This window comes from Chlamydiales bacterium, from assembly GCA_031292375.1.
GTDB lineage: Bacteria > Chlamydiota > Chlamydiia > Chlamydiales > VFKH01 > JARLHF01.
The window spans coordinates 43,135-67,387 of record JARLHF010000004.1; the positions used below are offsets into that span (position 1 = coordinate 43,135).

Annotated in this window: 24 protein-coding genes, 3 tRNA genes and 1 pseudogene; 16 read left to right on the forward strand and 12 right to left on the reverse strand. The window is 38.0% G+C overall.

Annotated elements, in window-relative coordinates; all coding sequences use genetic code 11:
- The first annotated feature begins 116 nt into the window (after positions 1–116).
- From P4L16_00910 to P4L16_00945, 8 genes are all read left to right on the forward strand, one after another.
- Positions 117–1,139 carry a cupin domain-containing protein gene (locus tag P4L16_00910; protein ID MDR3623685.1) on the forward strand — a complete coding sequence of 341 codons (1,023 nt, stop codon included), beginning with the start codon at positions 117–119 and terminating at the stop codon, positions 1,137–1,139.
- A gap of 91 nt (positions 1,140–1,230) precedes the next feature.
- A complete protein-coding gene (locus tag P4L16_00915) occupies positions 1,231–1,956 on the forward strand; it encodes a hypothetical protein (GenBank protein MDR3623686.1) in 726 nt (241 codons plus the stop codon).
- Positions 1,957–2,072: 116 nt separating this feature from the next.
- The gene (locus tag P4L16_00920; GenBank protein ID MDR3623687.1) at positions 2,073–3,545 is read left to right on the forward strand and encodes an efflux transporter outer membrane subunit; all 1,473 of its coding nucleotides are present in this window, start codon (positions 2,073–2,075) and stop codon (positions 3,543–3,545) included.
- 3 nt (positions 3,546–3,548) lie between these two features.
- Positions 3,549–4,751 (forward strand): efflux RND transporter periplasmic adaptor subunit, encoded by a 1,203-nt coding sequence (locus P4L16_00925; GenBank protein ID MDR3623688.1) that lies wholly within the window; start codon positions 3,549–3,551, stop codon positions 4,749–4,751.
- Positions 4,735–6,255 (forward strand): DHA2 family efflux MFS transporter permease subunit, encoded by a 1,521-nt coding sequence (locus P4L16_00930; GenBank protein ID MDR3623689.1) that lies wholly within the window; start codon positions 4,735–4,737, stop codon positions 6,253–6,255. Before P4L16_00925 ends, P4L16_00930 begins: the two co-directional genes overlap by 17 nt.
- Positions 6,252–7,388, forward strand: a complete 1,137-nt coding sequence (locus P4L16_00935; protein MDR3623690.1) for a glycosyltransferase family 4 protein — start codon at positions 6,252–6,254, stop codon at positions 7,386–7,388. The genes P4L16_00930 and P4L16_00935 overlap by 4 nt, the downstream gene beginning before the upstream one ends.
- 4 nt (positions 7,389–7,392) lie before the next feature.
- Positions 7,393–8,547 (forward strand): branched-chain amino acid transport system II carrier protein, encoded by a 1,155-nt coding sequence (locus P4L16_00940; protein MDR3623691.1) that lies wholly within the window; start codon positions 7,393–7,395, stop codon positions 8,545–8,547.
- Positions 8,548–8,618: 71 nt separating this feature from the next.
- Entirely contained in the window at positions 8,619–9,293 is a 675-nt protein-coding gene (locus P4L16_00945; GenBank protein MDR3623692.1) for a hypothetical protein, read from the forward strand.
- Here the strand turns inward: P4L16_00945 and P4L16_00950 are convergent.
- Both P4L16_00950 and P4L16_00955 read right to left on the reverse strand, forming a co-directional pair.
- Positions 9,255–10,466, reverse strand: coding sequence for a multidrug effflux MFS transporter (locus P4L16_00950; GenBank protein ID MDR3623693.1), 1,212 nt, complete (start codon positions 10,464–10,466; stop codon positions 9,255–9,257). The genes P4L16_00945 and P4L16_00950 overlap by 39 nt on opposite strands.
- A gap of 350 nt (positions 10,467–10,816) precedes the next feature.
- Positions 10,817–10,890, reverse strand: a tRNA-Arg gene (locus P4L16_00955).
- Positions 10,891–10,953: 63 nt separating this feature from the next.
- Between P4L16_00955 and recO the strand changes: the two genes are divergently transcribed.
- Positions 10,954–11,646, forward strand: a complete 693-nt coding sequence (recO, locus tag P4L16_00960) for a DNA repair protein RecO (protein MDR3623694.1) — start codon at positions 10,954–10,956, stop codon at positions 11,644–11,646.
- A gap of 4 nt (positions 11,647–11,650) precedes the next feature.
- On the opposite strand, the gene P4L16_00965 is transcribed toward recO, so the two are convergent.
- From P4L16_00965 to P4L16_00975, 3 genes and pseudogenes are all read right to left on the reverse strand, one after another.
- A tRNA-Leu gene (locus P4L16_00965) sits at positions 11,651–11,734 on the reverse strand.
- Between the two features lie 76 nt (positions 11,735–11,810).
- Positions 11,811–11,969, reverse strand: a complete 159-nt coding sequence (locus tag P4L16_00970) for a helix-turn-helix domain-containing protein (protein MDR3623695.1) — start codon at positions 11,967–11,969, stop codon at positions 11,811–11,813.
- A gap of 69 nt (positions 11,970–12,038) precedes the next feature.
- Positions 12,039–13,172: pseudogene (locus P4L16_00975) on the reverse strand (sigma-54 dependent transcriptional regulator).
- 196 nt (positions 13,173–13,368) lie between these two features.
- Here P4L16_00975 and P4L16_00980 point away from each other — a divergent pair.
- Genes P4L16_00980 through P4L16_00990 form a run of 3 tightly spaced genes read left to right on the forward strand, consistent with a single transcriptional unit; the run spans position 13,369 to position 16,164 of the window.
- Positions 13,369–14,610, forward strand: coding sequence for a hypothetical protein (locus P4L16_00980; GenBank protein ID MDR3623696.1), 1,242 nt, complete (start codon positions 13,369–13,371; stop codon positions 14,608–14,610).
- Positions 14,610–15,203: a DNA-3-methyladenine glycosylase I gene (locus P4L16_00985; protein MDR3623697.1), complete on the forward strand. Its 594-nt coding sequence runs from the start codon at positions 14,610–14,612 to the stop codon at positions 15,201–15,203. The genes P4L16_00980 and P4L16_00985 overlap by 1 nt, the downstream gene beginning before the upstream one ends.
- Positions 15,193–16,164, forward strand: a complete 972-nt coding sequence (locus tag P4L16_00990; protein MDR3623698.1) for a tRNA-dihydrouridine synthase family protein — start codon at positions 15,193–15,195, stop codon at positions 16,162–16,164. The genes P4L16_00985 and P4L16_00990 overlap by 11 nt, the downstream gene beginning before the upstream one ends.
- On the opposite strand, the gene P4L16_00995 is transcribed toward P4L16_00990, so the two are convergent.
- Complete coding sequence (locus P4L16_00995) at positions 16,133–16,783, reverse strand: dienelactone hydrolase family protein (protein MDR3623699.1); 651 nt, start codon at positions 16,781–16,783, stop codon at positions 16,133–16,135. The two genes, P4L16_00990 and P4L16_00995, sit on opposite strands and share 32 nt — an antisense overlap.
- 177 nt (positions 16,784–16,960) lie before the next feature.
- On the opposite strand from P4L16_00995, the gene P4L16_01000 reads away from it, so the two are divergent.
- The gene (locus tag P4L16_01000) at positions 16,961–17,614 is read left to right on the forward strand and encodes a phosphoribosyltransferase family protein (GenBank protein MDR3623700.1); all 654 of its coding nucleotides are present in this window, start codon (positions 16,961–16,963) and stop codon (positions 17,612–17,614) included.
- Here P4L16_01000 and P4L16_01005 read toward each other — a convergent pair.
- Together P4L16_01005 and P4L16_01010 are read right to left on the reverse strand one after the other, a co-directional pair.
- Positions 17,586–18,515, reverse strand: a complete 930-nt coding sequence (locus tag P4L16_01005) for an omptin family outer membrane protease (protein ID MDR3623701.1) — start codon at positions 18,513–18,515, stop codon at positions 17,586–17,588. The genes P4L16_01000 and P4L16_01005 overlap by 29 nt on opposite strands.
- A complete protein-coding gene (locus P4L16_01010; protein MDR3623702.1) occupies positions 18,512–19,273 on the reverse strand; it encodes an SDR family NAD(P)-dependent oxidoreductase in 762 nt (253 codons plus the stop codon). The genes P4L16_01005 and P4L16_01010 overlap by 4 nt, the downstream gene beginning before the upstream one ends.
- 168 nt (positions 19,274–19,441) lie before the next feature.
- Here P4L16_01010 and P4L16_01015 point away from each other — a divergent pair, with 168 nt between their 5' ends.
- Genes P4L16_01015 through P4L16_01025 form a run of 3 tightly spaced genes read left to right on the forward strand, consistent with a single transcriptional unit; the run spans position 19,442 to position 20,813 of the window.
- Positions 19,442–19,900 carry a MarR family transcriptional regulator gene (locus P4L16_01015; protein ID MDR3623703.1) on the forward strand — a complete coding sequence of 153 codons (459 nt, stop codon included), beginning with the start codon at positions 19,442–19,444 and terminating at the stop codon, positions 19,898–19,900.
- A 5-nt stretch (positions 19,901–19,905) separates the two neighbouring features.
- Entirely contained in the window at positions 19,906–20,448 is a 543-nt protein-coding gene (locus P4L16_01020) for a GNAT family N-acetyltransferase (GenBank protein MDR3623704.1), read from the forward strand.
- A gap of 11 nt (positions 20,449–20,459) precedes the next feature.
- A complete protein-coding gene (locus P4L16_01025; GenBank protein ID MDR3623705.1) occupies positions 20,460–20,813 on the forward strand; it encodes a hypothetical protein in 354 nt (117 codons plus the stop codon).
- Positions 20,814–20,830: 17 nt separating this feature from the next.
- On the opposite strand, the gene P4L16_01030 is transcribed toward P4L16_01025, so the two are convergent.
- The 4 genes from P4L16_01030 to P4L16_01045 form a co-directional block, all read right to left on the reverse strand.
- On the reverse strand, positions 20,831–21,265 hold the full coding sequence (locus P4L16_01030) for a hypothetical protein (GenBank protein MDR3623706.1): 435 nt from the start codon (positions 21,263–21,265) through the stop codon (positions 20,831–20,833).
- Positions 21,266–21,629: 364 nt separating this feature from the next.
- On the reverse strand, positions 21,630–23,072 hold the full coding sequence (locus P4L16_01035) for a neutral/alkaline non-lysosomal ceramidase N-terminal domain-containing protein (protein ID MDR3623707.1): 1,443 nt from the start codon (positions 23,070–23,072) through the stop codon (positions 21,630–21,632).
- Positions 23,073–23,267: 195 nt separating this feature from the next.
- A tRNA-Leu gene (locus tag P4L16_01040) sits at positions 23,268–23,351 on the reverse strand.
- A 54-nt stretch (positions 23,352–23,405) separates the two neighbouring features.
- Entirely contained in the window at positions 23,406–24,242 is an 837-nt protein-coding gene (locus tag P4L16_01045; protein ID MDR3623708.1) for a D-Ala-D-Ala carboxypeptidase family metallohydrolase, read from the reverse strand.
- Between the last annotated feature and the right edge of the window lie 11 nt (positions 24,243–24,253).

Consider the following 24,253-nt stretch of genomic DNA (forward strand, 5'->3'; position numbering starts at 1 on the left):
ACTTATATTTTTCTTTACAATTTAATAAGTACAGTTCATTAATAAAAATTACTTCTTGTATTTTTGATCGTAACCTGAGTTTTGAGTTCAAAACTCAGACTTGTAGGAAAACAACCATGGTAGCATCTCATCTTTTTCATTTAGGTAAACTTGAACCACAAAATAAAGTCACAGGCGGCACAAGAGTTAGAGCCACAAAAAGTAACTTTCCAGCTCTTCAAGGAATGTCTTTTTATAAGCTCATCCTCAGTCCAAGAGCAATAAGAGAGCCTCATTGGCACGCAAATGCTGATGAACTTGGGGTTTGCTTAAAAGGTAAAGCCTTAATTTCTCTTTATGCAACGGGAAATGTACACTCAACATTTATAGTAAACGCAGGTGATGCCTTTCATGTTCCATCTGGCACATTACATGGCATTGAAAATATAGGAGAAGATAACTGCGAACTCATTTTAGAATTTTCTCACGAGGAACCTATCGACTTTGGTCTCTCTTCGGCATTTGGAATGTTTTCTGATGCTGTCCTTGGAAATACATGGGATACCCCAGGAACTACTTTTCATGCAATGCCCCGCTCTACAAAAGAAGTATTTATTGCAATAAAAGACACTGTGACGCATGTTCCTCAAGAAGCCTCTTACGCATCTGCTTACCATTACAACTTAGACAAATCTTCCCCTTTAGTTGCAAATGAAGGGGGATCTGCAAAAGTTGCAAGAAAAAATGTTTGGCCAATACTTAAACATCAAGCTGTCTACTCTTTAATACTAACTGGCATTGGTATGCGAGAGCCTCACTGGCACCCAGAGACCGCTGAACTTGGATATGTACATCAAGGTAGGGGCAGAATGTCTATTCTATCTCCTGATGGAACAATTGACTCTTATGAAATCAATGAAGGAGATATTTATTTTATTCCAAAAGCTTATCCCCACCATATTGAAAATTTAACAGATAATCCTCTACACCTGCTAATCTTCTTTGATCAAGCAATGCCAGCAGATATTGGTTTTACAGCAAGTGTCAAATCCTACTCTGATGAAGTCCTAACTGCTGTACTCAAAGGCCCAAAAGAACTATTTAAGCACCTTCCCAGGTACTATGAAGATCTACTTATTGTCAAAAAAGTAAACCCCTAAATTTTATTATATACAAATAAATCTATAAATTGACTTCTAAATAAATTTCATGATACGCTGTCTGCCACATTAACTCGTAATGGTAAATACTATGATGTTACAGCTAGATGGTGTCAGTAGGATAATAACAAAGACAGACACAAGAACAGACAAAGATATTAATGTTTCCATTTGGTGGAATGGTAAAATAGTGGCAGTACGCTCTCCAACTACATTGATTCAACGCATTATTTTATTTCTTAAAACATTTAAATGGTACAACTTAGACTCTCAAATCTGTATGGAAAATCTAGAAATTTGCGTGGAGGCCTTTAAAAAAGGTGTTGGGATTCAAATTGAAGGAAATAAAGGTGAAAAACCCAGGGCTCCTAATAACCTTGCAGAGTTTACTGAAGAATACACATCCGTTACTACAAGACGAAGAAGTACAACTCCTACTCCTCCAGGTGATGGCATTGCTAATCAATCCTGCATACACATAATTAAAAATTTAATGAACAAGGCTCGTGCTACATTAAATGAGGGTCGGCTATCGGAACAAGAGAAAAAAGCACACGCAAGCCAGATAGCATCCTCTTTCAAATTCTTTCAAGACGAAAATGCTATTTACAACGCTAAAGCAACAAAATATCAAAAAGCCCTGCAGGAAATGAATGATATTAGAAAGATGGTCGATAGCGCAGAACACACTAAGGATTATACAGTAACTTTTCAACCTCCCGTTGTTCCAAGGGAACCAAAAGATGTGCTTACAGGGCATACACTCCTCTCAGGATATCTAAGCAGTATCGGTATGCACGAGCTCATAAATACCTAGTAATAAAAACAGACATCTACACAAACAAGTTCAAGAATGTTGTAGAAAAAAATAGATTTTTAAAGGGGTATTGCATTATCTCATGTAATGTATACAAATAATTAAAAAGTAAGATTGTGAACCTAAAAAATACACTCTTTGTTTATCTTATCCCTTTATTAATTTTCTTAAGTGGTTGTGAAAGTGGTCCTAGAGCAAAAAAAATCCACCCCCCCATCCAGGCCATAAATACAACACGAATAGACGCATCCAAAGACCCTTTATTCTGTACGACAAAACAATGGATAGGTGATCAATGGTGGACTCTTTTTCATGATGAACAGCTCTCAAAATTCATTTATACTGCATTTACAAGAAATCCAACACTACAAGCTGCAAAAGCAAATATTTGCCTTGCCAAAGCAACAGCTGACAGAGTACGCGCATCTTTATATCCCAATATTTGGTGGGGAGCAGACGCCTCAAGACAAAAGCTTAGCGAAACGGGCATTGTACCCTTTGGAACAACCTCTGTACCCGTAACTCCAGGGCCTTTTATCCCAGAATACTTTTCTCTATATGAGACAGAACTCAACCTAACTTACAATTTCGATTTATGGGGGAAAAACCGCAATACCCTAAAAGCAGCTCTTGGAGAGGTGAATGCTAACATTGCAGACACTGCTTTTTCAAGACTACAACTAGGCATAGCTGTTGCTACAACTTACTTTCAACTACAAATTAACTATAAAAGAAGAGATATCGCTGAACAACTTGTAAAAAATAGAGTCTCTTATTTAAAGCTTCAAGAAGAAAGCATGCTCCACGATTTAAGCGATGAACTATCTGTAAATACAGCAAAAATCAACCTTTTGGAGGCAAGAAGAGCTCTTATAAACATTCAAAGTAATATAGAAGTCGCTGAGCATCAATTAAAAGCTTATCTTGCTGATCAATTTGAAGAATGTATTGCATCTATTTGTATAGAAAACATACCCCTTCCAAAAATTCCACTGCCTTGTGATATTCCTCTTCATTTGATTTCTCATCGTCCTGATATCTTAGCTCAACTTTGGCTTATTGAGTCCGCTGGAAAGCAAATTGAAGTTGCAAAAGCTGGATTTTACCCTGACTTTAATATCACCGCACTATATGGCTATCAAACTATCCATTTTCGAGAGTTATTTAAATGGCCAAGCTCTTATTTTAATGTAGATCCGGCTGTAAGCTTACCTATATTTGATGGTGGGCGCTTAATAGCGAATTTACGTGGCAGTGAGATCAATTATGACCTTGCCATCTATCAATACAACGAAATGGTATTAACTGCTGCAAAAGAGGTGTTAGATGGTATTACACTCGTTCTCTCTAATGATAAACAATACAAGGATCTACAAAAAGAATTATTTTTTGAAAATGAGAACTTGCATCTTACTAAGCTGCGAGTTGCACACAACATAGATAGCGGCTTTAACTATTTAAATAGCGAAGAAAACTTCCTACTCAAAAAAGATCAAGAGCTTATTTCCCTTGGAAACATATATCACTCTATTCTATTACTAATAAAATCTTTAGGAGGCGGTTATAGTCCTTGCTATGTGGAATTATAAAACATGACAGAAACTCTAAAAGAAACACCGAATGCCTTGCCACCTACTGCAAGTAAAAAAAAGCGCAACCATACTCTATTATGGTTTACTTTTGGGCTTGTTTTACTTGGAATTCTTTGGTACTGCCTCTGGTTTTTTTACTTGCGCTACCATGAAACTACAGATGATGCTTACGCTAATGGCAACATGGTTAACATCAACGCTGCAGTGCCAGGCTCCGTCATCGCTTATTTTGCAGACGACACAGATTACGTAGTAGAAGGACAGCTCATTATACAGTTAGACCGTACAGATTATCAAATCCGCTACGAAAAAGCACTAGCATCCCTTGCAGCAACAGTACTACAAGTAAAACAAGTTTACAGTAATGTTCCTGTTGCACAAGCCAACATGGAAAATCTAAAGGCTCAGCTTTCAAAAGCTCAATATGACTATAATAACCGCTTACAACTTGTAGACTTCAAAGCTATTGCCAAAGAAGATTTTATTCATGCAAAAGACTCTCTCATGGCAGCAAAGGCTGCTTTTGAACAAGCTCAAGGAGAACTACAAGTGGCACTTGATGCAGCTGGAAATACTCCCGTAGAGTTACATCCCCTTATATTAGAAAAAAAAGCGTCTATTCGAGAAGCTTTTTATGATCTACAACACTGCAATATCTATGCCCCCAGTACTGGCTACGTTGCACAAAGAACTGTAGAAGTTGGGCAGTGGGCCGCACCTACAACCAACTTGATGGCCATCATACCTATGGATTACCTCTGGGTAGATGCAAATTACAAAGAAACACAGCTGGAAAAAATGCGTATCGGCCAGCCCGCAACAGTATGGTTTGACCTTTATGGATCTCGGCATCTATTTCATGGAAAAGTACTTGGAATCGCATCAGGTACAGGTAGCGTTTTTTCTATCATCCCTCCCCAAAATGCAACGGGTAACTGGATAAAAATTGTACAGCGCCTACCTGTTCGTATCAGCTTAGACGAGGAAATGATTAAAAAATTTCCTCCAAGGCTCGGCCTTTCTGCCAATGTAAGTGTAGATCTAACAGATCAAAGCCTGCCCCGCCTTGCAACTACGCCCTCTCATCTACCAGTGTCTACAACAAAAGTTTTTGACATCTCCTTAGAAAATGTTGATCTAGTTATTGACAAGATCATCTACGAAAATCTCCAAAATGGCTCATGTCATGACCATGGCATATGAAACGGGCTGGAAACTTGCTCTACTCAATTTAGCAATAGGTCTTGGCACATTTATCCAAGTTCTTGACACCTCCATTGCCAACGTTGCCATCCCCTATATTGCAGGAAATTTAGGCGTCAGTTCTGATGAGGGGACATGGGTTATTACTGCCTTTGCTGCAAGTAACGCAATTGTTTTACCACTCACTGGATGGCTCTCTAATTATTTTGGAAGGGTACGCCTTTTTGTATGGTCTATACTTCTCTTTGTTTTAGCATCTTTTCTCTGCGGACTCTCTACAAGCCTTACCATGCTTGTAACCCTTAGAGTAATCCAAGGGGCAGTTGCAGGCTCTCTTATTCCTCTTTCTCAAAGCCTAATTGCTTCAAATAATCCAAATGATAAACGAGGAAGTGCGCTGGGTGTTTGGGCTATGATTGTAATTGTAGCTCCTATTTTAGGACCTATCATCGGAGGCTATCTTACAGAAGTCTATTCCTGGCCATGGATATTTTATATCAATGTACCCTTAGGACTTATATCAGCACTTATCGTATGGTCTTTTTTAAAGAACAAGGAAGGCCAAATCATTCGAGACCCTATCGACTGGACAGGCCTTGCCCTACTCTGCATAGGTGTTGGAAGCTTACAAATCATGCTTGATAAGGGCCAAGATTTAGACTGGTTTTCCTCAAACGCCATCCTTACACTATTTATTGTATCACTTGTATCTCTTGGATATTTTACTTTTTGGAATTTCTACCAAAAGCATCCTATCGTCAACTTCTCTTTTCTTAAAAACAGAAATTTTGCTTTTGGCACCCTAACAATTACTTTAGGCTTCCTCATCTACTTTTCAAGTACGGTAACCCTACCCTTGTGGCTGCAAACAGAACAAAATTACACCGCGTATTGGGCAGGAGTGGCTGTTGCTCCTGTAGGTATTGCTCCCTTTTTCTTGTCTGCATGGCTTGGAAAAAATATCCATCGATTTGATTTACGCCATCTTGCAGCTTTAAGTTTTTTCTTATTTGCAATCAGCCTGATCCATCAAGCTAATTTTACAACATCTGTAAGTATTGGTGAAGTCATGTTTGCAAGATTCCTTCAGAGCTTTGGACTTGCTTTTTTTCTTCTACCTATTTTGCAATTATCTCTGGCAGAAATTTCTCATGAAGATTATCCTAGTGCAACTGGTTTGTTTCATTTTATCAGGATACTTGTGGGAAGTGGCTTTGGAACATCGCTTTCTGTATATTTGTGGAACCGTTTAGCAATTTTTCACCACGAACGACTTTCTGAAACTGTCACAGCATATAGGCCCCTAACTTCTCAGTTTTATACTATGATGAAAAATTATAATTCTAGTTTTACAACAGAAATCATCAATAGACTCGTTGATGGCCAAGTAGAGCAACAAGCCTACATGCTTGCAACAAATGATCTCTCTTGGCTTAGTGCTCTGTTATTCCTTGCCATGTTACCCCTTGTTTACTTTTGCAGAAAAGCAAAACTTGCAACATGAATATTTATTATTACTGCCCCTTTAATTTTAACTTTAATGCAGGAGCAACTGCCCAGGTTATTAAAGACTATAAACACCTCTCAAAGTATGGCTATAATGTGTTTTTTTATGGTACTTATGATGATGAACAATCTCTCAAAGAAATCCAAGAGTACATTGGAAATAGCCCCATTTCTTTAACGATAAAACATAAATCTACTAGATGGAACCGTAATAGTGTAAAATTTAAGTTCTTGTGGAATATCATCAAGGATAGAACAAAAAAGATCATTATTTCTCGCAATTACAATAAAATTCATGAAATTTTCTCACTTAAGCTCCTTCTTGGAAAGCATATCACATTGCTTGAGATGCATGAGGATGCCCTTCCTCACCTATTACCAAAACACACTTTTAATAAGACTAAATTAAAAAACAAATACACCAAGCTATTTTGCAACCTCAATGCGCTCATACTCACTAATTACTCTCAAGAACCTTTCTTAAAACAAGAATTCTTAAAAATCCCTCCCTATAAAATACTTCCAAATGGTGTGGAAATTGAGCAATTCTCACAAATCACTAAACCTCCATACAATGAATGTGGCCCCTTTATTATCACCTATATTGGTCAATTTACCGCCTGGAAAAATGTAGAACTGCTTTTCCAAGCAATGACACACTTAGATAAGCGCTTTATTCTTAGAATTGCCGGAGGAAAGAACGACCAGAAAAGTACAGCTCAAATTCAAACCTGGACTTACAAATATCATCTACAAGACCAAGTTGATTTTAAAGGATTTGTAGCTCCTAAAAACCTACCAAAACAAGTTTTAGAAGGATCATCCGCCCTTCTTTTGCCCCTTGGAGATAATATAGAATCCCGTTACTTTACATCGCCCATGAAGCTATTTGAATACATGGCAACAAGTATTCCCATCGTTGCAGTCAATTACCCTTCTGTCAATAGGATTACAGGGGAAGAAAGTGTATTTCTCAGCGAAAATACACCCCAAGCTTTTGCAAAAAAAATCGAAGAGGCTATTGCATGCCAAGATGAGGTACGTATGAAAAAAACTAATCAACTTGCACAAAAATATAGTTATAAAACACGTGCTGGACACATGCACGAATTTTTACAATACAGGTTATAATATAATGAAATCTTTTTTTAAAAATGAAGCTTTTGCTGTTGGACTTGCCATGTTTTCCATGTTTTTTGGAGCTGGCAATATCATTTTCCCCTTAGCTGTGGGTCAATTTGCAGGAGAGCAAAATGCATCTGCAATACTGGGTCTTATCTTAACTGCAGCTATCATGCCCATTGTCGGCGTCATCGCAATGATTTTATTTAAAGGAAATTATAAGACGTTTTTTGGAAGATTGGGGCGCATCCCAGGCTTTATTCTGGCTCTTACAGTCATCTCTCTCTTGGGTCCTCTTGGATCAACTCCAAGATGCATTACACTCTCTTATACTACACTAAAAAGCTCTTTTTTAAGCATGTCACCAACCCTCTTTAGTCTAATTGCTTGTGTAATTATCTTTATCTTCACTGTCAAAAAAAGACACATTTTAACCCTTCTTGGATGGGTTTTAACGCCTATTTTACTTATATCACTCATTACAATCATTATTATAGGCCTTAATTCTACGCGTACTGTTAATACTCATGATACATCTGAACTACAAATGTTCTTTCATGGGCTCAAAGAGGGCTATAATACAATGGATCTACTTGCGGCCTTTTTCTTTTCGTCTACCATTCTAGGCATCTTAAAGGCACGCTCAACCCCACAAGAAGACGAAAATAAATACTTAAAAATAGCCATGCAAGCAAGCCTTATAGGGGCATTTTTACTCACTACCATCTATATAGGCTTTAGCACTCTTGCATCTTTTCACGCTGACCTTTTAGTCAGCAGTAAAGACGAGCTTTTAGCAGCAATTACTCTAAAAATTGCAGGCCCCTATGCTGGCGTACTTGTATGCATAACAATTGCCATTGCCTGCCTAACAACGGCCATTGCACTTATTTCTGCATTTACAGACTTTTTCCAAACGGAAGTATTCAAAAAAAGAGTAAGTTATGAGGCAATACTCATTGGCGCACTTATTATTACATTTTTTATATCTACCTTTAATTTTACTGGGATTTCTGCATTCCTTGGCCCTATCTTGCAAATTTGCTACCCAGGTCTTATTGTCCTTACCCTTTTAAACATTGCTTACCGCCTAAAAAAATTTAAGCCCATTAAGGTTCCTGTGTTTGTAGCCTTTGCCATTTCTGCAATCCTCTTTGTTCTAACCTGAAAAAAAACATTGACATTCACTTTCAAATTATGCAAAAAGATCTTTGATTTGTAAGAACAGAAGGGAATACCATGAAACGCTTTTTACTTGCAGGCTTGCTTCTTTTTCTACCTCTTGCTATGCATGCATTTTCTCTTTGCAACCAGTGGAATGTCGCAACACGCGTGGGCCCAAGTTTCCTAACGCATAATTCCTCTCTCAACACTGTCGCCTCTGACACCATACCAGGCAGCGGCACTACTTGGGGACATATTGGACCTATATTTGATGCAAAAGTAGGCTACGGCCTTGGTAATTACTTTGTTTTAGGCGTGGAAGCCGACTGGGAATATCACCGCTTTCCTAATAGAGCAATCCTTGACTCCTTTGGAGATGCTTTTAATTTCAGTGGCAGATTTCAAACAGCAACAGTCTTAGTATTCCTTGAATGGCGCCCCATTATATGTTACGACTTTGTTCCCTACATCTCTGTTGCAGGTGGTGGTAATATTAACTGGGTAAATAACTTCCCAAGAAATTACATCAATATCTTTAAAGCAGCAAACACGTGGGGCTATAAGGGCGCAATTGGTTTTGACTACCAATTCGCTTGTAATGTAGCTTTTAACCTTGAAGCTGGATGGCTTTACAACAGGGGTACCTGGCGAACTGGTGGCTTTAATGGTATAGGTGAGCAGACTACTGCAATTGGTACGTTTAACTGTGACTCAGCAAGCCTTCTCTGCGGATTTCGCTTTTACTACTAAAAATAATAAAACTATAAGAAGTGCAATTACAACGATAGAGACGCCATAAGGTACTGACGATGTGATTGGGAAAAGCATGATAATAAATCCAGCAACAGCAGAAAGTCCAAATTCAACACATCCAAATGCAGCTGATGCTGTCCCTGCAATATGACCAAAGGGCTCTAGAGCGGCTGCAGCTGATGCTCCTATCAAAAACATAGCGCCCATACAAGCAACGGCCATTGGCAATAAAAACCCTGCCAAACTCTGTCCTAATCCATAATGCCACAAAAGCATGCTTATACCACCCATAGCAATAAAGGCGATGCCCAATGCAATTGTTGAATCAACACCCACTTTTTCAACAATTTTACCACCCGCAAACCCTCCTAAAGAGAGTACAAAACCAAAAAGAGCAAAATAATAGCCAAATTCATGTGTTGCAACCCCATGTATATCGATGATGATAAAAGGGGATACAGAGAAAAAGCAGAAAAAGACACCTTCTGCAAGACCTGCAATGAGTGCATACTTTATAAATTGCCTATGTGTAAAAATCTGCCAATAGCGCATAAATACGCGTCTATCAACTTTAACTCGAAATTCTTTTACATGTGTTTCATCAATAAAATACTTTGTGAGAATAAAGGCTATAACACCCATAAAGGCAAGTAGAAAAAATATACTCGTCCATCCCCAATACAAAAATAGATATCCGCCAAGAATAGGCGCAAATGTTGGTGACACCCCTGTTGCGCCATTTAAAAAGCTAAACATCTTAGCACTTTTTTCTCCAGAGAACAAGTCTCTAACAACTGCAAAAGAAGTTACTAGCATACCACATGCACCAAACGCACTTACTGCTCTTGCGGCAATAAGCCAGAAAATATCCCCTGAAAGGGCACACCCAAGCCCCCCAATCGCAAAAAGAAACGCCGATGCAAAGAGAACAGCTTTTCTTCCAAACTGATCCGAAAGCGGGCCAATAACAAGTTGTCCAATTCCTGTGATGAACAAAAATAAGCTTAAAGTGAGCTGTATCATCTCATTTGATGTGCTAAAAATTTTTGTCATCTCAGGGATAACAGGAATGTAGATATCCAAGCCAAAAGCAAAGCTAAAGACAAATGGAGTAAATAATAATATAAATTGATATGTTTTAAAGTTTTTCATAGCAAGAGATGATAACATATCATCCCAATTTATATATACATAAACAACTTTTCAATTAACGACGTGCTTAATTAGACTTCTTGCATAATTAGCTTTGCTTAGAAAAATTGAAATTTTTTGAGTAGATTTATTGATAAATTTTTCAAGCATATGTGAACATATGCTTGAAAAATTTAACGATAAAAATGTCAAAAAAGACAATTTTAACAAGCAAATGTAATTACGCAAGAAGTCTATTAACGCCAGAGTATTAAAATCGGACAAACTATTTGCACAAAACAATGCTAACCAAGATACTCATGTAATAATCAATTTAGGGAGAGTTTAAAGGATATACACAAACAAGTTCAAGAATTGGTTTGTGTATATGCACCGAAGAGGACTCGAACCTCCAACCACCCGGTTCGAAGCCGGGTACTCTATCCAATTGAGCTATCAGTGCAAAGAAGCAATAACGATAACAACAGAGCTCTATTTTGAACAAGGTTAAAAATTTGGATTTACAATGCTTATAGAAGAAGAGAGGGCTACAGGCATTACCTTAGAATCAAAGCCCTTTGAAGAATTTCATAAAATTGCAACTATCTTTACCTTTGAACAGGGATTAATCAAATTATTTGTTCAAAATGCTCATAAAAAAAACTTACCCATTCAGCCCTACTGCAAAGTGGAACTCGTTTATAAAAAGGGAAAATCGGGTCTAGACTATTACAAAGATGGTAGGCTTTTAAAAATGCTACCTAACATTAGTTCCCAAAACCCACAAAGGGGCCTCTTAGAAATCAATATCGCAAATCAAATGGCAAAAATTGTGCTCTCTTCTCAATGCACAAAGAGTCCTGCACAAAATCTCTATCTACTCTTTGAAGCCTACTTAACAACTCTTCCACTTGTTTCTAATCCAGAAAACCTTCTTAGAAGCTTTCAATTAAAACTTCTTATCTATGAAGGAGTTATTTTGATAGAAAATCGCTGCAGAACATGTAACGAATTACTAGATAATAGCTATTACTGCTCAGGGGAGCCTTTTTGCGAAACTCATATAACTCAAGATCCGATTCATTTCTCCCCAGAAGAGTCTCAAAACCTCTTTAATCTGGCTTTGAGCAGGTCCATTCATGAGGTTGATGAGGCTATATTAGATGAGAACTTCTCTAAAAAGCTTGAATGCTTTTTTGAATTCTTACGTATTAAATAGAGATTGCGAAAGGGGGGACTTGAACCCCCACGAGGTTTCCCTCACTACCACCTCAAAGTAGCGCGTATACCAATTCCGCCACTTTCGCATTAAGGATTGATAAAATCCCAAACCCGTGAAAAGGAAGGTCAGATGGTAACAACTTGGAATTATTGACGCAAGAACTAATTCTTAGTGCGATACAGGTGCAGCTTATTGCGAAGCGTGCGAATACTAATTCCCAACACCCCTGCTGTTTTTGTGCGATTATTATTTTGAGCATCGAGAGTTTGCATAATCAATTGCTTTTCTAGCTCATCCAAAGTACTTCCAAGAGGAACCACTAGTTGCTTAGAAGGAGGAAGAAGTACATCCCCTTCCAGGCAAATATGCTCTGCATCTATTTTGTTTATATTATTTAATACAACAGCTCTTTCAATAATGTTTGCAAGCTCACGAATATTTCCTGGCCAAGAGTAATTTAAAAGTTTCTTTTTAGCATCAAAAGTAAGCGTCTTTAAAGGCTTGTGATTTTCAATGCAAGAGCGCTCTAAAAAGTATTCTGAAAGGGGAATAATGTCCTCTTTTCTATCTCTTAAGGGCGGCAAGTAAATAGGAATCACATTCAGACGGTAATACAAATCCTCTCTAATCTTTTTTTGCTCAATTGCTTTTTTAATATCTCTATTAGACGTTGAAATAAGACGCACATCTACTTTTACAGATTTTGTACCACCAACTCTTTCAAATTCTTGCTCTTGAATCGCTCTCAAAAGCTTTGCCTGCAAATTGATAGGAACTTCTGTAATTTCATCTAAAAGAAGAGTCCCCGTATGTGCAAGTTCAAACCGGCCAATCCTTTGACTATTTGCACCGGTAAATGAGCCTCTTTCATGACCAAAAAACTCTGACTCAATAAGCGCCTCTGGAACAGCTGCACAATTTACTCTAATAAAGGGTCTATGAGCTTTTTCCGAATTATAATGTATCGCATGAGCAATCACTTCCTTGCCCGTTCCCGATTCTCCTGTGATAAAAATGCTTGCATGACTTTTAGCCACCTGCAAAACTTCTGCCAGTATCACCTTCATGACGGGACTTTCTCCCACAATATCATTCATTGAAGGACCCATTGCCTGTGTTACTGCTTGGCGCAAGTAGTGATTTTCAGCAAGCAATACTAAATGCTCTTTTGCCCTCTGAATCACCGTATCAATTTCGTTTAAAGAGAATGGCTTTGTAAGGTAATGAAATGCTCCAAGCGTCATCGATTCTACAGCGTTTTCAATGCTTCCATGAGCTGTTAGCACAACAACAAACAATTGTGGATAGAGCTGTTTAATCTGTTTTAAGAAGTCTAGACCAGAAGTTTCTGATGTTTTTACTCCTATAAAAACCAAATCGAAAGAATGGTTTTGCAAAAGCATTAAAGCAGCAGGCGCACTCTCTGTGATTTCAACATCATAATGTCTTTGCCTCAAGCCCTCTACTAAGAGATGCTGCGCAGCAAGGTCGTTGTCAATTATAAGGATTTTTTCAATGGGCATATCGAGTCATTTTCCTAAAGTCTTGATTAAATATATCTTTATTATATTCGGGAAAATGTGTAAATTATTTTTTTATTTTAACACAGAAATCTCACAAAAAAATAATTTTTAAGCTTATTTATGTATAAATTTTTAACTGGTAATTAATGTTTGATTAATCTACAATCAGCGCATTAAACTTTTTAAGAAGGTTTCCATGAGTGCTATTTCTTTTTCCAGAACTTTGATTATTACCGATCAAGTTACAGATTATATTCCTATCGTAAGTACAATTACTAACCTTGTGGATCTCTTTATTAAATATGTAATTCTTCCCCTTCTAAATAAAGCTACTATCACGAATAATCACTATTTTACTTATATTAATAATAAAGATGATCGTCGCTGTCTTATTTCTGGAATACCCTTCTTTGGTAATATAAGTGTTGGCATCTACGATTTATCCTTTACATCTGAAAATAATGAACCATTACCCCAAAACAAAACTCTTGATGAAGCAGCACGCTTAAAAGATGAAGCTATACTCTTAAGTCGTCAAAATGCTGACCCGACAGCACTTAATGAAGCTTTTCTAAAAGCAGAAAACGCCTATAGAGCACTTGCTAAACAAGGAAATTCTGAAGCCATTGAAGCCCTTGCGCTATTACTCTTTAGGTGCAACTACCAATCTAGCGATCTTTCTAAAAAGCAAGAAGCACTTATTCAACTTGAAAAAGCAGCGCATCTTGGACATAGGTCCGCTTTACTAAGTCTAGCCTTCTGCTATGTAAAGGAAATATTCGTTGCAAAATCTCTAGAAAAAGCAGAAGAATATTACACACTGCTAATGACAACTCAAAACGAATCTACACTTTCTAGTGCAACAGCTTTTAAAACAAACTACCCTGACAAAGACTCTGTTACATCTAAGGTTTATGTAGAAGCTTTAATATTCATCTGTTGTGCATCTACAAAAAATGAAGACCCCAATAACCAAACAGCTTCGCACCAACTTATTATGTCCTGTAAAAAGGATCACGACTCAGCTTTACTAAAACTTGCTAATTGCTATACAGAGGGTTTTGGAGTCGATAAAGATCTTGCAGAAGCAAAGAACCTTATATGCCTACTTCCTTCTAACAATCCAAATCGAAAATTGCAACTTTCCCGTATTGGCAAATTAGAACTCGCTGAGAAACAAGCCAAGCTTAAAGCTGAAGCCGAAAAAAAGGCTCAGCTTAAAGAAAAAGCCAAGCTTGAAGCTGAGGACAAAGAAACAGCCAGGCTTGAAAAAGAAGCCAAGCTTAAGGCTGAGGCCGATCTTAAACTTGTAAATGACACCCTTGAACATCTAACTAATGTTAATAGGCCCGTACATTCAAACTCGAACAACCAACATAAGCTCAGGTTTAAAGTTGAACAACGATTGCGGCATACTGCCATGCAGAAACAGACATAATGACCAAATCTTTGCTCTGTAGATGCTCATGGGCAGACCCTAACGATAAGTTGTATCTAGCTTATCATGATACAGAATGGGGTGTTGCTGTGCATGATGACAGAAAACACTTTGAGTTTCTTATACTAGAGGGCGCCCAAGCAGGTCTTAGCTGGCAAACTATTTTAAAAAGAAGAGAGGGCTACAGAAATGCTTTTGCAGATTTTGATCCTGTAAAAGTTGCAACTTTTACTGAAAAAGATGTAGAGAACTTGCTTCAAAATCCTGGCATCATCAGAAATAGGCTTAAAATTAGATCTGTCCTATCCAATGCAAAACATTTTCTTGCTATTCAAAAAGAATTTGGATCATTTGATGCTTACTTGTGGCAATTTGTCTCTAATAAAACGATCCACAATCACTGGGAAATACACGTGCAAGTACCTGCAAAGACAAAAGAAGCAGAAACCTTAAGTAAAGACCTAAAAAAACGCGGATTTACATTTGTAGGCCCCACCATTATGTACGCCTACATGCAAGCAGTTGGCCTTGTCAATGACCACCTAACCTCTTGCTTTCGCCATAAGCAAGTTCTAAATCTTCATGCATCCTAACTCTTATGGCTGCCCGCCTCTTTTTTTGGCTCCCATGGAAGGCGTTGGCGATAGAGCCTTTAGAAAGGCTATGGCAACTATTGGCGGATTTGATCAAGCTTGTACAGAATTCATACGCGTTCCTTGCAATGCGCATGTTAAAAGCCTTGCAAAGGTCTATGAACACAATTTAACTACCCCCATTTTGCAAGCAGCTCAATTGATGGGTGATGATCCCGAGCTTATGGCTGCAATGGCCGTAGAAATAGAATTAAGGCAAGCCCCTCGTATCGACTTAAACTGCGGCTGTCCATCCAATACAGTTACTGGAAAAGGCGCAGGATCCAGTCTTCTAAAGAACCCAGAACACCTTTATAAAGTAGCACGAGCTATGGTAAAAGCTGTCAGCATCCCTGTTACTGCCAAATTACGCTCTGGATTTCATGACACCTCTTTATTCAAAGAAAACCTTCTTGCAGCGCAAGAAAGCGGCATTAAGTTTCTAACACTTCATCCTCGCACCAAAGAGGATGGATATAGAGCTCCTGCCAAATGGGAACTTATTGCCAAAGCAAAGTCTCTTCTTAAAATACCTGTTGTTGGCAATGGAGACATTTTAAGCGTTAAGTGCGCACTTGACATGCTCAAAATGACTTCCTGTGATGCTTTAATGATTGGAAGAGGCGCTGTAATTAATCCCCTTATTTTTCATGAAATTAAATGTTACTTTGCTAAAAGCGACATGACAGCTTCGTTTGATCTTATTGAAAACTTTATAGGCACGTTTGTTACCAACTTCTCTGAAGACCTTACAGAAAGAGGACGCATGAACAAACTAAAACAGTTATTTGGCTTTCTTTTTCAAAAGAACAAATCCCTTCAAGAGCAAAGACAAGTAATGCTTACAAATGTCTATTTAAGCGCTAATGACATCCTCCAAAGAAATCTTCCTATTCTGCAAAAGCTTTTTCAAACCAATTAGAAGCAAGATCTGCAACAGCTTCAAGTGCGCCCATCTCCTCGAATAGATGAGTTGCACCTGCAACAATTTCTAATTTTTTTATAGAAGTAAGCTTTTTAAAAGCTTCTTTATTAAGGTCAATAACTCCATAATCATTGCCACCTACAATTAAAAGCGTAGGAGCCTTTACGTCTGCAAGGTACTTAAGCGCTAAATCAGGACGCCCTCCTCTAGAGACAATAGCTATGATTTTATCTTTTTCCTCTGCACCCGCAATCAATGCAGCAGCAGAGCCCGTACTAGCACCGAAATAGGCTATCTTCAAAGAGCTTACTTCAGGATTATTTCTTATCCAATGTGTAACTGCTATAAGCCTCTTTGCCAAAAATGGAATATCAAAGCGCAATTCTCTTGTAATATCGTCTATTTTCTCCTCTTCACTTGTAAGTAAATCAAATAAAAGTGTTGCCATCTTATGATGAACAAGAACATTTGCAACAAATTGATTGCGAGAACTAAATCTACTACTACCACTACCATGAGCAAAAAGAACAATTCCCTTTGCTTGAGGAGGAACTGTAAGCGTTCCTTGCAAAGTCACACCCTCTTGTTTTATTTCTATCGAAACCTCTTCTTTCATAAAAACTCCTACTCTCGTTAATTATTTTTAGAACAAACAAAGATTATTTTGCTAGTATAGAAAATAGGTACAAGATTAGACTTCCTGCATATACACAAACAAGTTCAAGAATTGTTTGTGTATAATTAGCTTTACTTATATAATTATGCAAGAAGTCTATTAAAGGGACGAAAGATAATGTTATTTCGCAATCGTATAGACGGGGGTAAACAACTTGCAAGGGCACTTACAACGCATAAAAATGCAAAAGAGACAATTGTCCTTGGCCTGCCACGAGGGGGCGTTGTAACTGCTTACGAAGTTGCAACCGCCCTAAACCTACCCCTAGATGTTGTTTGCCCTATAAAAATTGGGGCTCCAACAAATAAAGAATATGCTATAGGAGCTGTCACAGAGACAGGTGAGGGTATTTTTAATGAAAGCGAAATACGAAGACTCAGCATCTCTAAAAGCTATCTAAAAAACGCAATTGATCATGCAGTACTGGAAGCCAAGGAGCGCGTAAAGCTCTTTAAGGAAACGATACACCCTCTCAACTATGCCAAAAAAACACTAATTATTGTCGATGACGGTATGGCAACAGGACTTACTATGAAGGCATCTATCATAGCTCTTCGCAAAATGAGCGCCTCTAAAATCATTGTTGCAGTCCCACTAGCTCCAAAAGATACACTCGAAGAAATTAAAACTATCGCCGACGAAGTTATCTGTCTACAAAGTCCACCCTCCTTTCACGCGGTAGGACAATTTTATGATTACTTTGGCCAAACATCTACTGAGGACGTAAGAAAGCTTCTTCAAGCTAGAAATGAGCTGTTACACCCATTGTAAATAGATTATGAAAGTGAGAGATACCAGCCCCCCCCTGTGTATAAGTCATACCACCATCTTCTCTCATCGTTGCATTGCCAACAGATGGGACAAGCCCTTCAAAAACATATTTGAGGTCAAGATCAATCCATTTCCAAAGAGGAATCTTTGCATCCAAACCAACAGACCAAAACTCTACAGCATGAAACCTATCGACAAAGAGAATTTTTCTTAAGACATGATTGTCCTTATCTTTTACATAAGCAAGATGCGTGTATTTTCCAAAAATTTTCAAGTCCAACCAATTCATTGTCCAATCAAAATTTAAGCCAATGTAAGGGACAGACAATAATTGTTGATAGGCAATAAGTAACTCATTTTGAGGCAATGTTCCTATAGTGTCTCCTTGATCGTAAGAATAGCGCGCACCAAATGACTTCCAATAATATTGAGAGTATTCATAACCTATTTCCACAGACATTTCCAAACCCTTTGTTTGGTAGAAATAATATCCAATGGCAGCATCTACTAAATAAGCTACGGGAAGTATTGTCTTTGTTGAAGTAGATATATCTGTCATTACATCAGGCTCATCAAAATTCTCCCAATCTCTATCTACCATTGTAGAATAGCCAGAAGAAACTCTACTCCATCCATCAACCCTTACAAAAAATTGATTATCAAATAAACGCTGCTGTAGGTTTGCGCCTAGAACCCATAAGTTACGAACTCTCCAATTTAGCTCGCTTACCTTTTGAAGAGGATTAGAAGAGCCCTTACCAGTAAAGACAATCTCATTACTACCCCCATAAACATATCCTGTAAACAGAGAAACTTCTAGTCCCACAGGTTGCAAACAAAAGCTATCTACCCTTACAACATAGAATAGAACGATTATAAATATAAATAGTTTAGATTTCATGATATTTTACGGTTAATGTTTGTAATAGACGCCTGGGCCTGTGGATAAACAATGATTTCTGCTATATTTACATGCTCTGGCCTAGTTGCACAATAAAGTACAGCATCTGCAATATCGTCTGCTACCAGTGGCTTAAAGCCCTCATAACATTTTTTTGCGCTTTTCTTATCTTGCAAGCGCACTTCACTAAACTCTGTTTCAACAGCTCCAGGATCTACTTCACTCACGCGTATCGCAGTTTCAAGTAAATCAAGCCTTAATGATTTACTAATCGCCCTTACAGCGTGCTTACATGCGCAATACACATTTCCTGAAATATAGCATTCATGTCCTGCAATAGAGCCTATATTAATAATATGCCCACAATTTCTTTTAACCATGCCAGGCAAAAATGCTCTTGTTACATAGAGAAGCCCTTTAATATTAGTATCTATCATCGTCTCCCAGTTACTTAACTGAGCGCATTGCATCTTATCCATAGATAGAGCAAGACCTGCATTATTTACCAAAATATCGACAGAAATATTCTTTTCTTGCAAGAGATTAAAAGCAGCTTCCACTTGAGCATGATCTTGAACATCCAGCTGAATGGGAGTTACTTGCACTCCATGTTTAGTTAATTCTTCTGCCAAAATAACTAAACGATCCATTCTTCTTGCAGCAATCACCAAATTGACTCCCAGTAGTGCAAAACGCTCTGCACAAGCTTTTCCAATACCACTTGATGCACCCGAAATAAATGCTGTTTTTCCCTTCATAACAACTCCAATATCACCAACAATTAATCCAGTTCAGGGTTTTAACAGAACTATTTTATTTACTAAAGGTCTTTTTGAAGCGGAGGCTTTAACAAGAGATAATCTAATCTTGCCATTAAAGATTAAAATCATTAAAGTAGTTGTATATCACAACCATTTAGACATACTATGACAAATCTTTCAAATAAAGAAATAGACTTACTAAGGCATAATGCAAGAAATGTTGTACGAGAATTAGGCCTTCTTAATGACGCCTATTTTAACATAGGCGTAACATTAGCAGAGCGGCATCTCTTAATTGAACTAAATTCCTGTACGAGCCCTACAATGGGTGAAATTGCCAAACGTTTATTGCTAGACAAGTCGACAGCTAGTAGACTCATTGCCAAAGCCATCAAAAAAGGATACATCACATGCTCATCAGACGAAAAAGACAAAAGAAAACGTTATCTTCAGTTTACAGATAGAGGTAAAAGTGTTCTCAACGCTTTTGAGCCCATCGCATTTAATCAAACAAAAGAGGCCCTTCAAACTTTAACTAAAGAAGAGGTTAAAATCGTCTACCAAGGAATTGAACTCTATGCAAGGGGACTTAGAAACGCACGACTACAAAAACAAAAAGAGTAACTACTATGGAAAGTTTGCAAGAAATCTACAAACAATTAAATCACCTAGGATGTACTTTAAAGCCATTTAGCCAAGAAGATGAAAATAAGCTCTATAATATCTTTCAAGATGTAGTCAATTCAGGCTGCCAATTCCCTTATGGGGGTAGCTCTTTGCAAGAGTTTCATCAACAATTTCTAATTCCACAAGCACATGTCTATGTGTGTCACTCCTCTTTCAATGAAGTAATTGGCGGTTTTTACATTCGGCCTAATTTTCCTGGACGATCTAGTCACATTGCTAATGCAGCCTATATGCTGCAAGACACCTATCGAGGCAAAGGAATTGGCTCTCTTCTCATTAAAGCCTCCTTGCATATTGCTAAAAACCTTGGATTTCAAGCAATGCAATTTAATATGGTGCTAAGTCAAAATATTGTCGCAACCAAACTTTACCAAAAACTTGGGTTTAGCATTATTGGCACATTACCAGAAGCAGTTCGAAATCCCGACGAAAGCTACCAAAACGGCTATATCATGCACCGTAAATTAGATGATTTATATACATAAAGAAGGATTCTATGGAAAATAAACAAGTTGTGTCAAAAGAAGAAACGTTTGATAAATTAGAAATCCGCTTAGGACGTGTTATCCATGTTGAAGAAGAACTTACAGCGCCAAAAAAAGCCTATAAAATAAAAATCGATTTTGGAAAGTTTGGGATCAGAACAAGTGTAGGAAGGTTTACCCAACATAAGCCAGAAGATATTCAAGGCAAACTTGTCATGGGCATTTTAAACTTTCCTCCAAAACAAGTTGGCAATACTGTTTCGGATGCCTTAATCCTAGGAGTACAATTCCCCAAAGCTGAAAGTGGAGAAGCTACATTCATCACGCCCGCAGTAGATGCAAAAATCGGTAGCAAGCTATTCTAGAACATATATCTCTTTGATTACGCTGCTACTGGATCTGTTCCTACTCCCACTGTGGTAGTCAAATGCCCAGGTATAGACTTAGGATAATTCATCAGAGCTCCCACGCACCCCAAAAAAACATTCATACAAATCCCTATAACTCTAGAACAAAGATTACTGTTTCCTGTAACAGAAAATGCCCACATAAGTATGCCTCCAATAGCACTTCCTATCACAGCTCCTGTTAAAACTAAGGCTACTGCGCCCCATACTTTATGAGCCCTAGACAGGGCATTATAATCATCCTTATCCATGTACAAGCCAAAGCGGGTATTTTCTACAGATAAAGGAAAAATAATCCTTCCTAACCATGAGCCAATTGGCTCAGCTATCATAAGTGTTGTAACCATCGAGCCAAAACCACCCGAAGCTCTAACAATTATATGAGCTATTGCTTTTGAATCTATCGCCATAATAAAATCCTAAAAATATATATACGAGACAACATGGTAACAAAATTTAAAAAAAATGTCTATGCTAATTTTTACACTATTGACTTCTAAATGAAGAGCTCTAAAAATCGTTTTTTGAGTCTTCCTATGGAGGCTACTCTAAACTATTATAACGCAGGCCTTCAGCCTGCAAATCACACACTGAGAGCACCTAGGGCGTGTGCCCTAGGCTTTTATAATACAGGGCGATGCCCTGCAAGTCACACACTGAGAGCACCTAGGGCGTGTGCCCTAGGCTTTTATAATACAGGGCGATGCCCTGAAAATTACGCTTGCAACTATTTCAGGCTGAAAGCCTGATCTATAAAAGCCTAGGGCACACGCCCTAGGTGCGCTCAGTCAGTGTGTAATTTGCAGGCTGAAGGCCTGTTTTATAGTATCCTTGGGCATTCGCCATAGGAAGACGTTTCCAAACATAAAAAAATGTGTAACAACAAAGTTTTTCTATTGTGAATTTTCCCTCGAAAAATTCACAGCGGGAACAGCTCTTACGAAAAAGAAGAATTTCTGCTCTTTTCTTCATTGCATCTCCATAATTCTCTCCTCCAAAAGAAAATCCCGACTCAAGCGTCTTGTGTTGCCAAGATTCAGGCAAAATAATGTAGCCGTGAGCATCATTTGTTAGCCCAAAAATGGACACATGAGAAAAGCCCAACTTATTTCCATACTCTTTTAAGCACCTATCATAAAAACAACTCAACTCCCCTGGCACGGTAATAAAGGCATGTGCTTGATTGAACACAATTAAATTCATTTCGCTTTTATAAAGATCAATAGGTAAAGCAAGGCCAAACGGGGTTGCCTGGGGCTTAAAAGCATAAAAGTCTTTTTGAATATCAATCTGCAAAACATCATCTGCCACTATTGTATCCCAGATCTCCCTTACAGTTTCTGCTAAAGACTTTCCCAGATTATCACAGGCTTCAAATCGGTTACTTTCATTAAAAATGATAGGAATAATATCTCCTTGAGCCCCATTAAAATAAATAGGCTGGACACCTTCAAGAAAGACATGAAGATAATCCCTTGCATAACCAACAAAATCGGATGAGAAAAGCCTATTTTGGCTCCCTAATACCGTTGGGTGCACAGGATAATTAAAAAGGACAGCAAGAGGAGCATCATCTAAGGAAGTAACTTTAATAACAGTCACATCATCAAGAGGAAGCACATCTTTTGGCCAAAGTCCTCTATATTGGCTTAAAGCACCTGCCTTGCCATAGCCAATTCCTATCTTAGCAAGGGTTTGATTATGATAAGCTTGAAAAATAGCATCAACTGTCCTATCGACATAAAACTGAGTAGTATCTGGACTATAAACCTCTGCTAAACCTTCTCCTAAAGTAGGAATGTTCAAATAAGCTCCTCCCCCTGAATGGGTATGGGATGAGGCAATAAAAATTTCGCACGCTTTAAGTTCTGAATAAGCATGAACTTTTTGGGTTATTTCTTGAACCATTTCATAGGTAAATCCTAGGTGATCTACGCTGCAAAGGACAATTTGTTTTTCCCCATTATCGATAAAAAGAGCTATAGCCAGTAGAGGATCATGAATTCCCACCATTCCTTCCCCCTTCCTTTCTGCATACCCTGCAGAAGGCGTGCCTATAGAAGGTGTAATATCAGTCTTCCCAATTCCAACGCTGACAGCAGCAAAACTAATCAGTGGGCAGGCAATTACAACCAAAAAAAACAATTTTAACAAGCAAATGTAATTACACAAGAAGTCTAATGACTTCTTCTTGAGCTTGTTTATATATAGCTTCATAGCCATCCATGCCGTCCATTTTAAAAAATTTATGAATATTTCCTAAAAGTTCTTAACTCAAACCTTGGGTTCTACCACACAAATAAGCTTAGGAATCAGCTCTGATCCAAAGTATTGCTCAACAAACTTGGCTCTTGATAGCTTGTACTAGAATATTAGACATAATGTAACGCAGGGCACTCTCCCTAGACAAATTGCCCATAGCCGGACTCGAACCAGCACTTTATTGCTAAAAGTAGATTTTGAGTCTACCGCGTCTACCAATTTCGCCATATGGGCAGCGTATACAAAGAGAAGAGTTTAATCAAAAATAGGCATTTTAATAAAGGTGAATTATTTTCTATGATAATTATGAAAGGCATCGTTCCAGTTATAAACAACGCTCTCTTTTCTATCAAAATCATAGCGCACTTGTATGTTGATGTAGGAATATGCATGACGATTATCAAAATCGCGCCCTTCAGAGGGCTTATAGAGCTTTATGAAAATCTCTTTGTTATACCATGGCAGAGTTGAAACATAACATTCTTTCTTATCATAGCGATCAAAACACTCAAAACTCTTTTGTCCCTTATATTTTGGCATTTCAAGATAATATTGCTGTAATAGCTTGATAATAACTTCTGGGCGGCTTTCCAATCCCTGAACATAAAAATCAACTTCTGCTCCAATCATATGTTTAGAGGTTCTGCTACGAATAGAAGAATCTACATACGCATTGTGTTCAGGGCATCTATAACCACTAGTAATCACAACGCGCTTGCCAGTTCTTGCCTGAACATAGTTTAAAAGATCTAATAAAATCGGATAGATAAATTCATCACCACCTCGAAGATAGAGACTATGCTTATCAATACCTCCACAATCAGAGAGTCTTACAGGCTCTTTACCAGCTTCTGTAATGATACGAGAAGCATTCAAGCCATTTCCCTTGCAGCGAAAAAACTCTTTTGTGATTTTGGGATGAGCTCCAACTAAATTTTTCTCCCATGGATACCTACCACGGATACGCTGTATTGGCACAGGATTGGTTGCCAGATGGTGTTGATTGCTTCTATAGATGTACTCACCTTTTTGATTACGGTCTCTTTGTAATTTATACTCAGAATCTTCCATTCCAGAGCATCCCAAGAGTATTGTTGCCAACATAATTAAATAAATGTACTTCACTAAAAAATCAT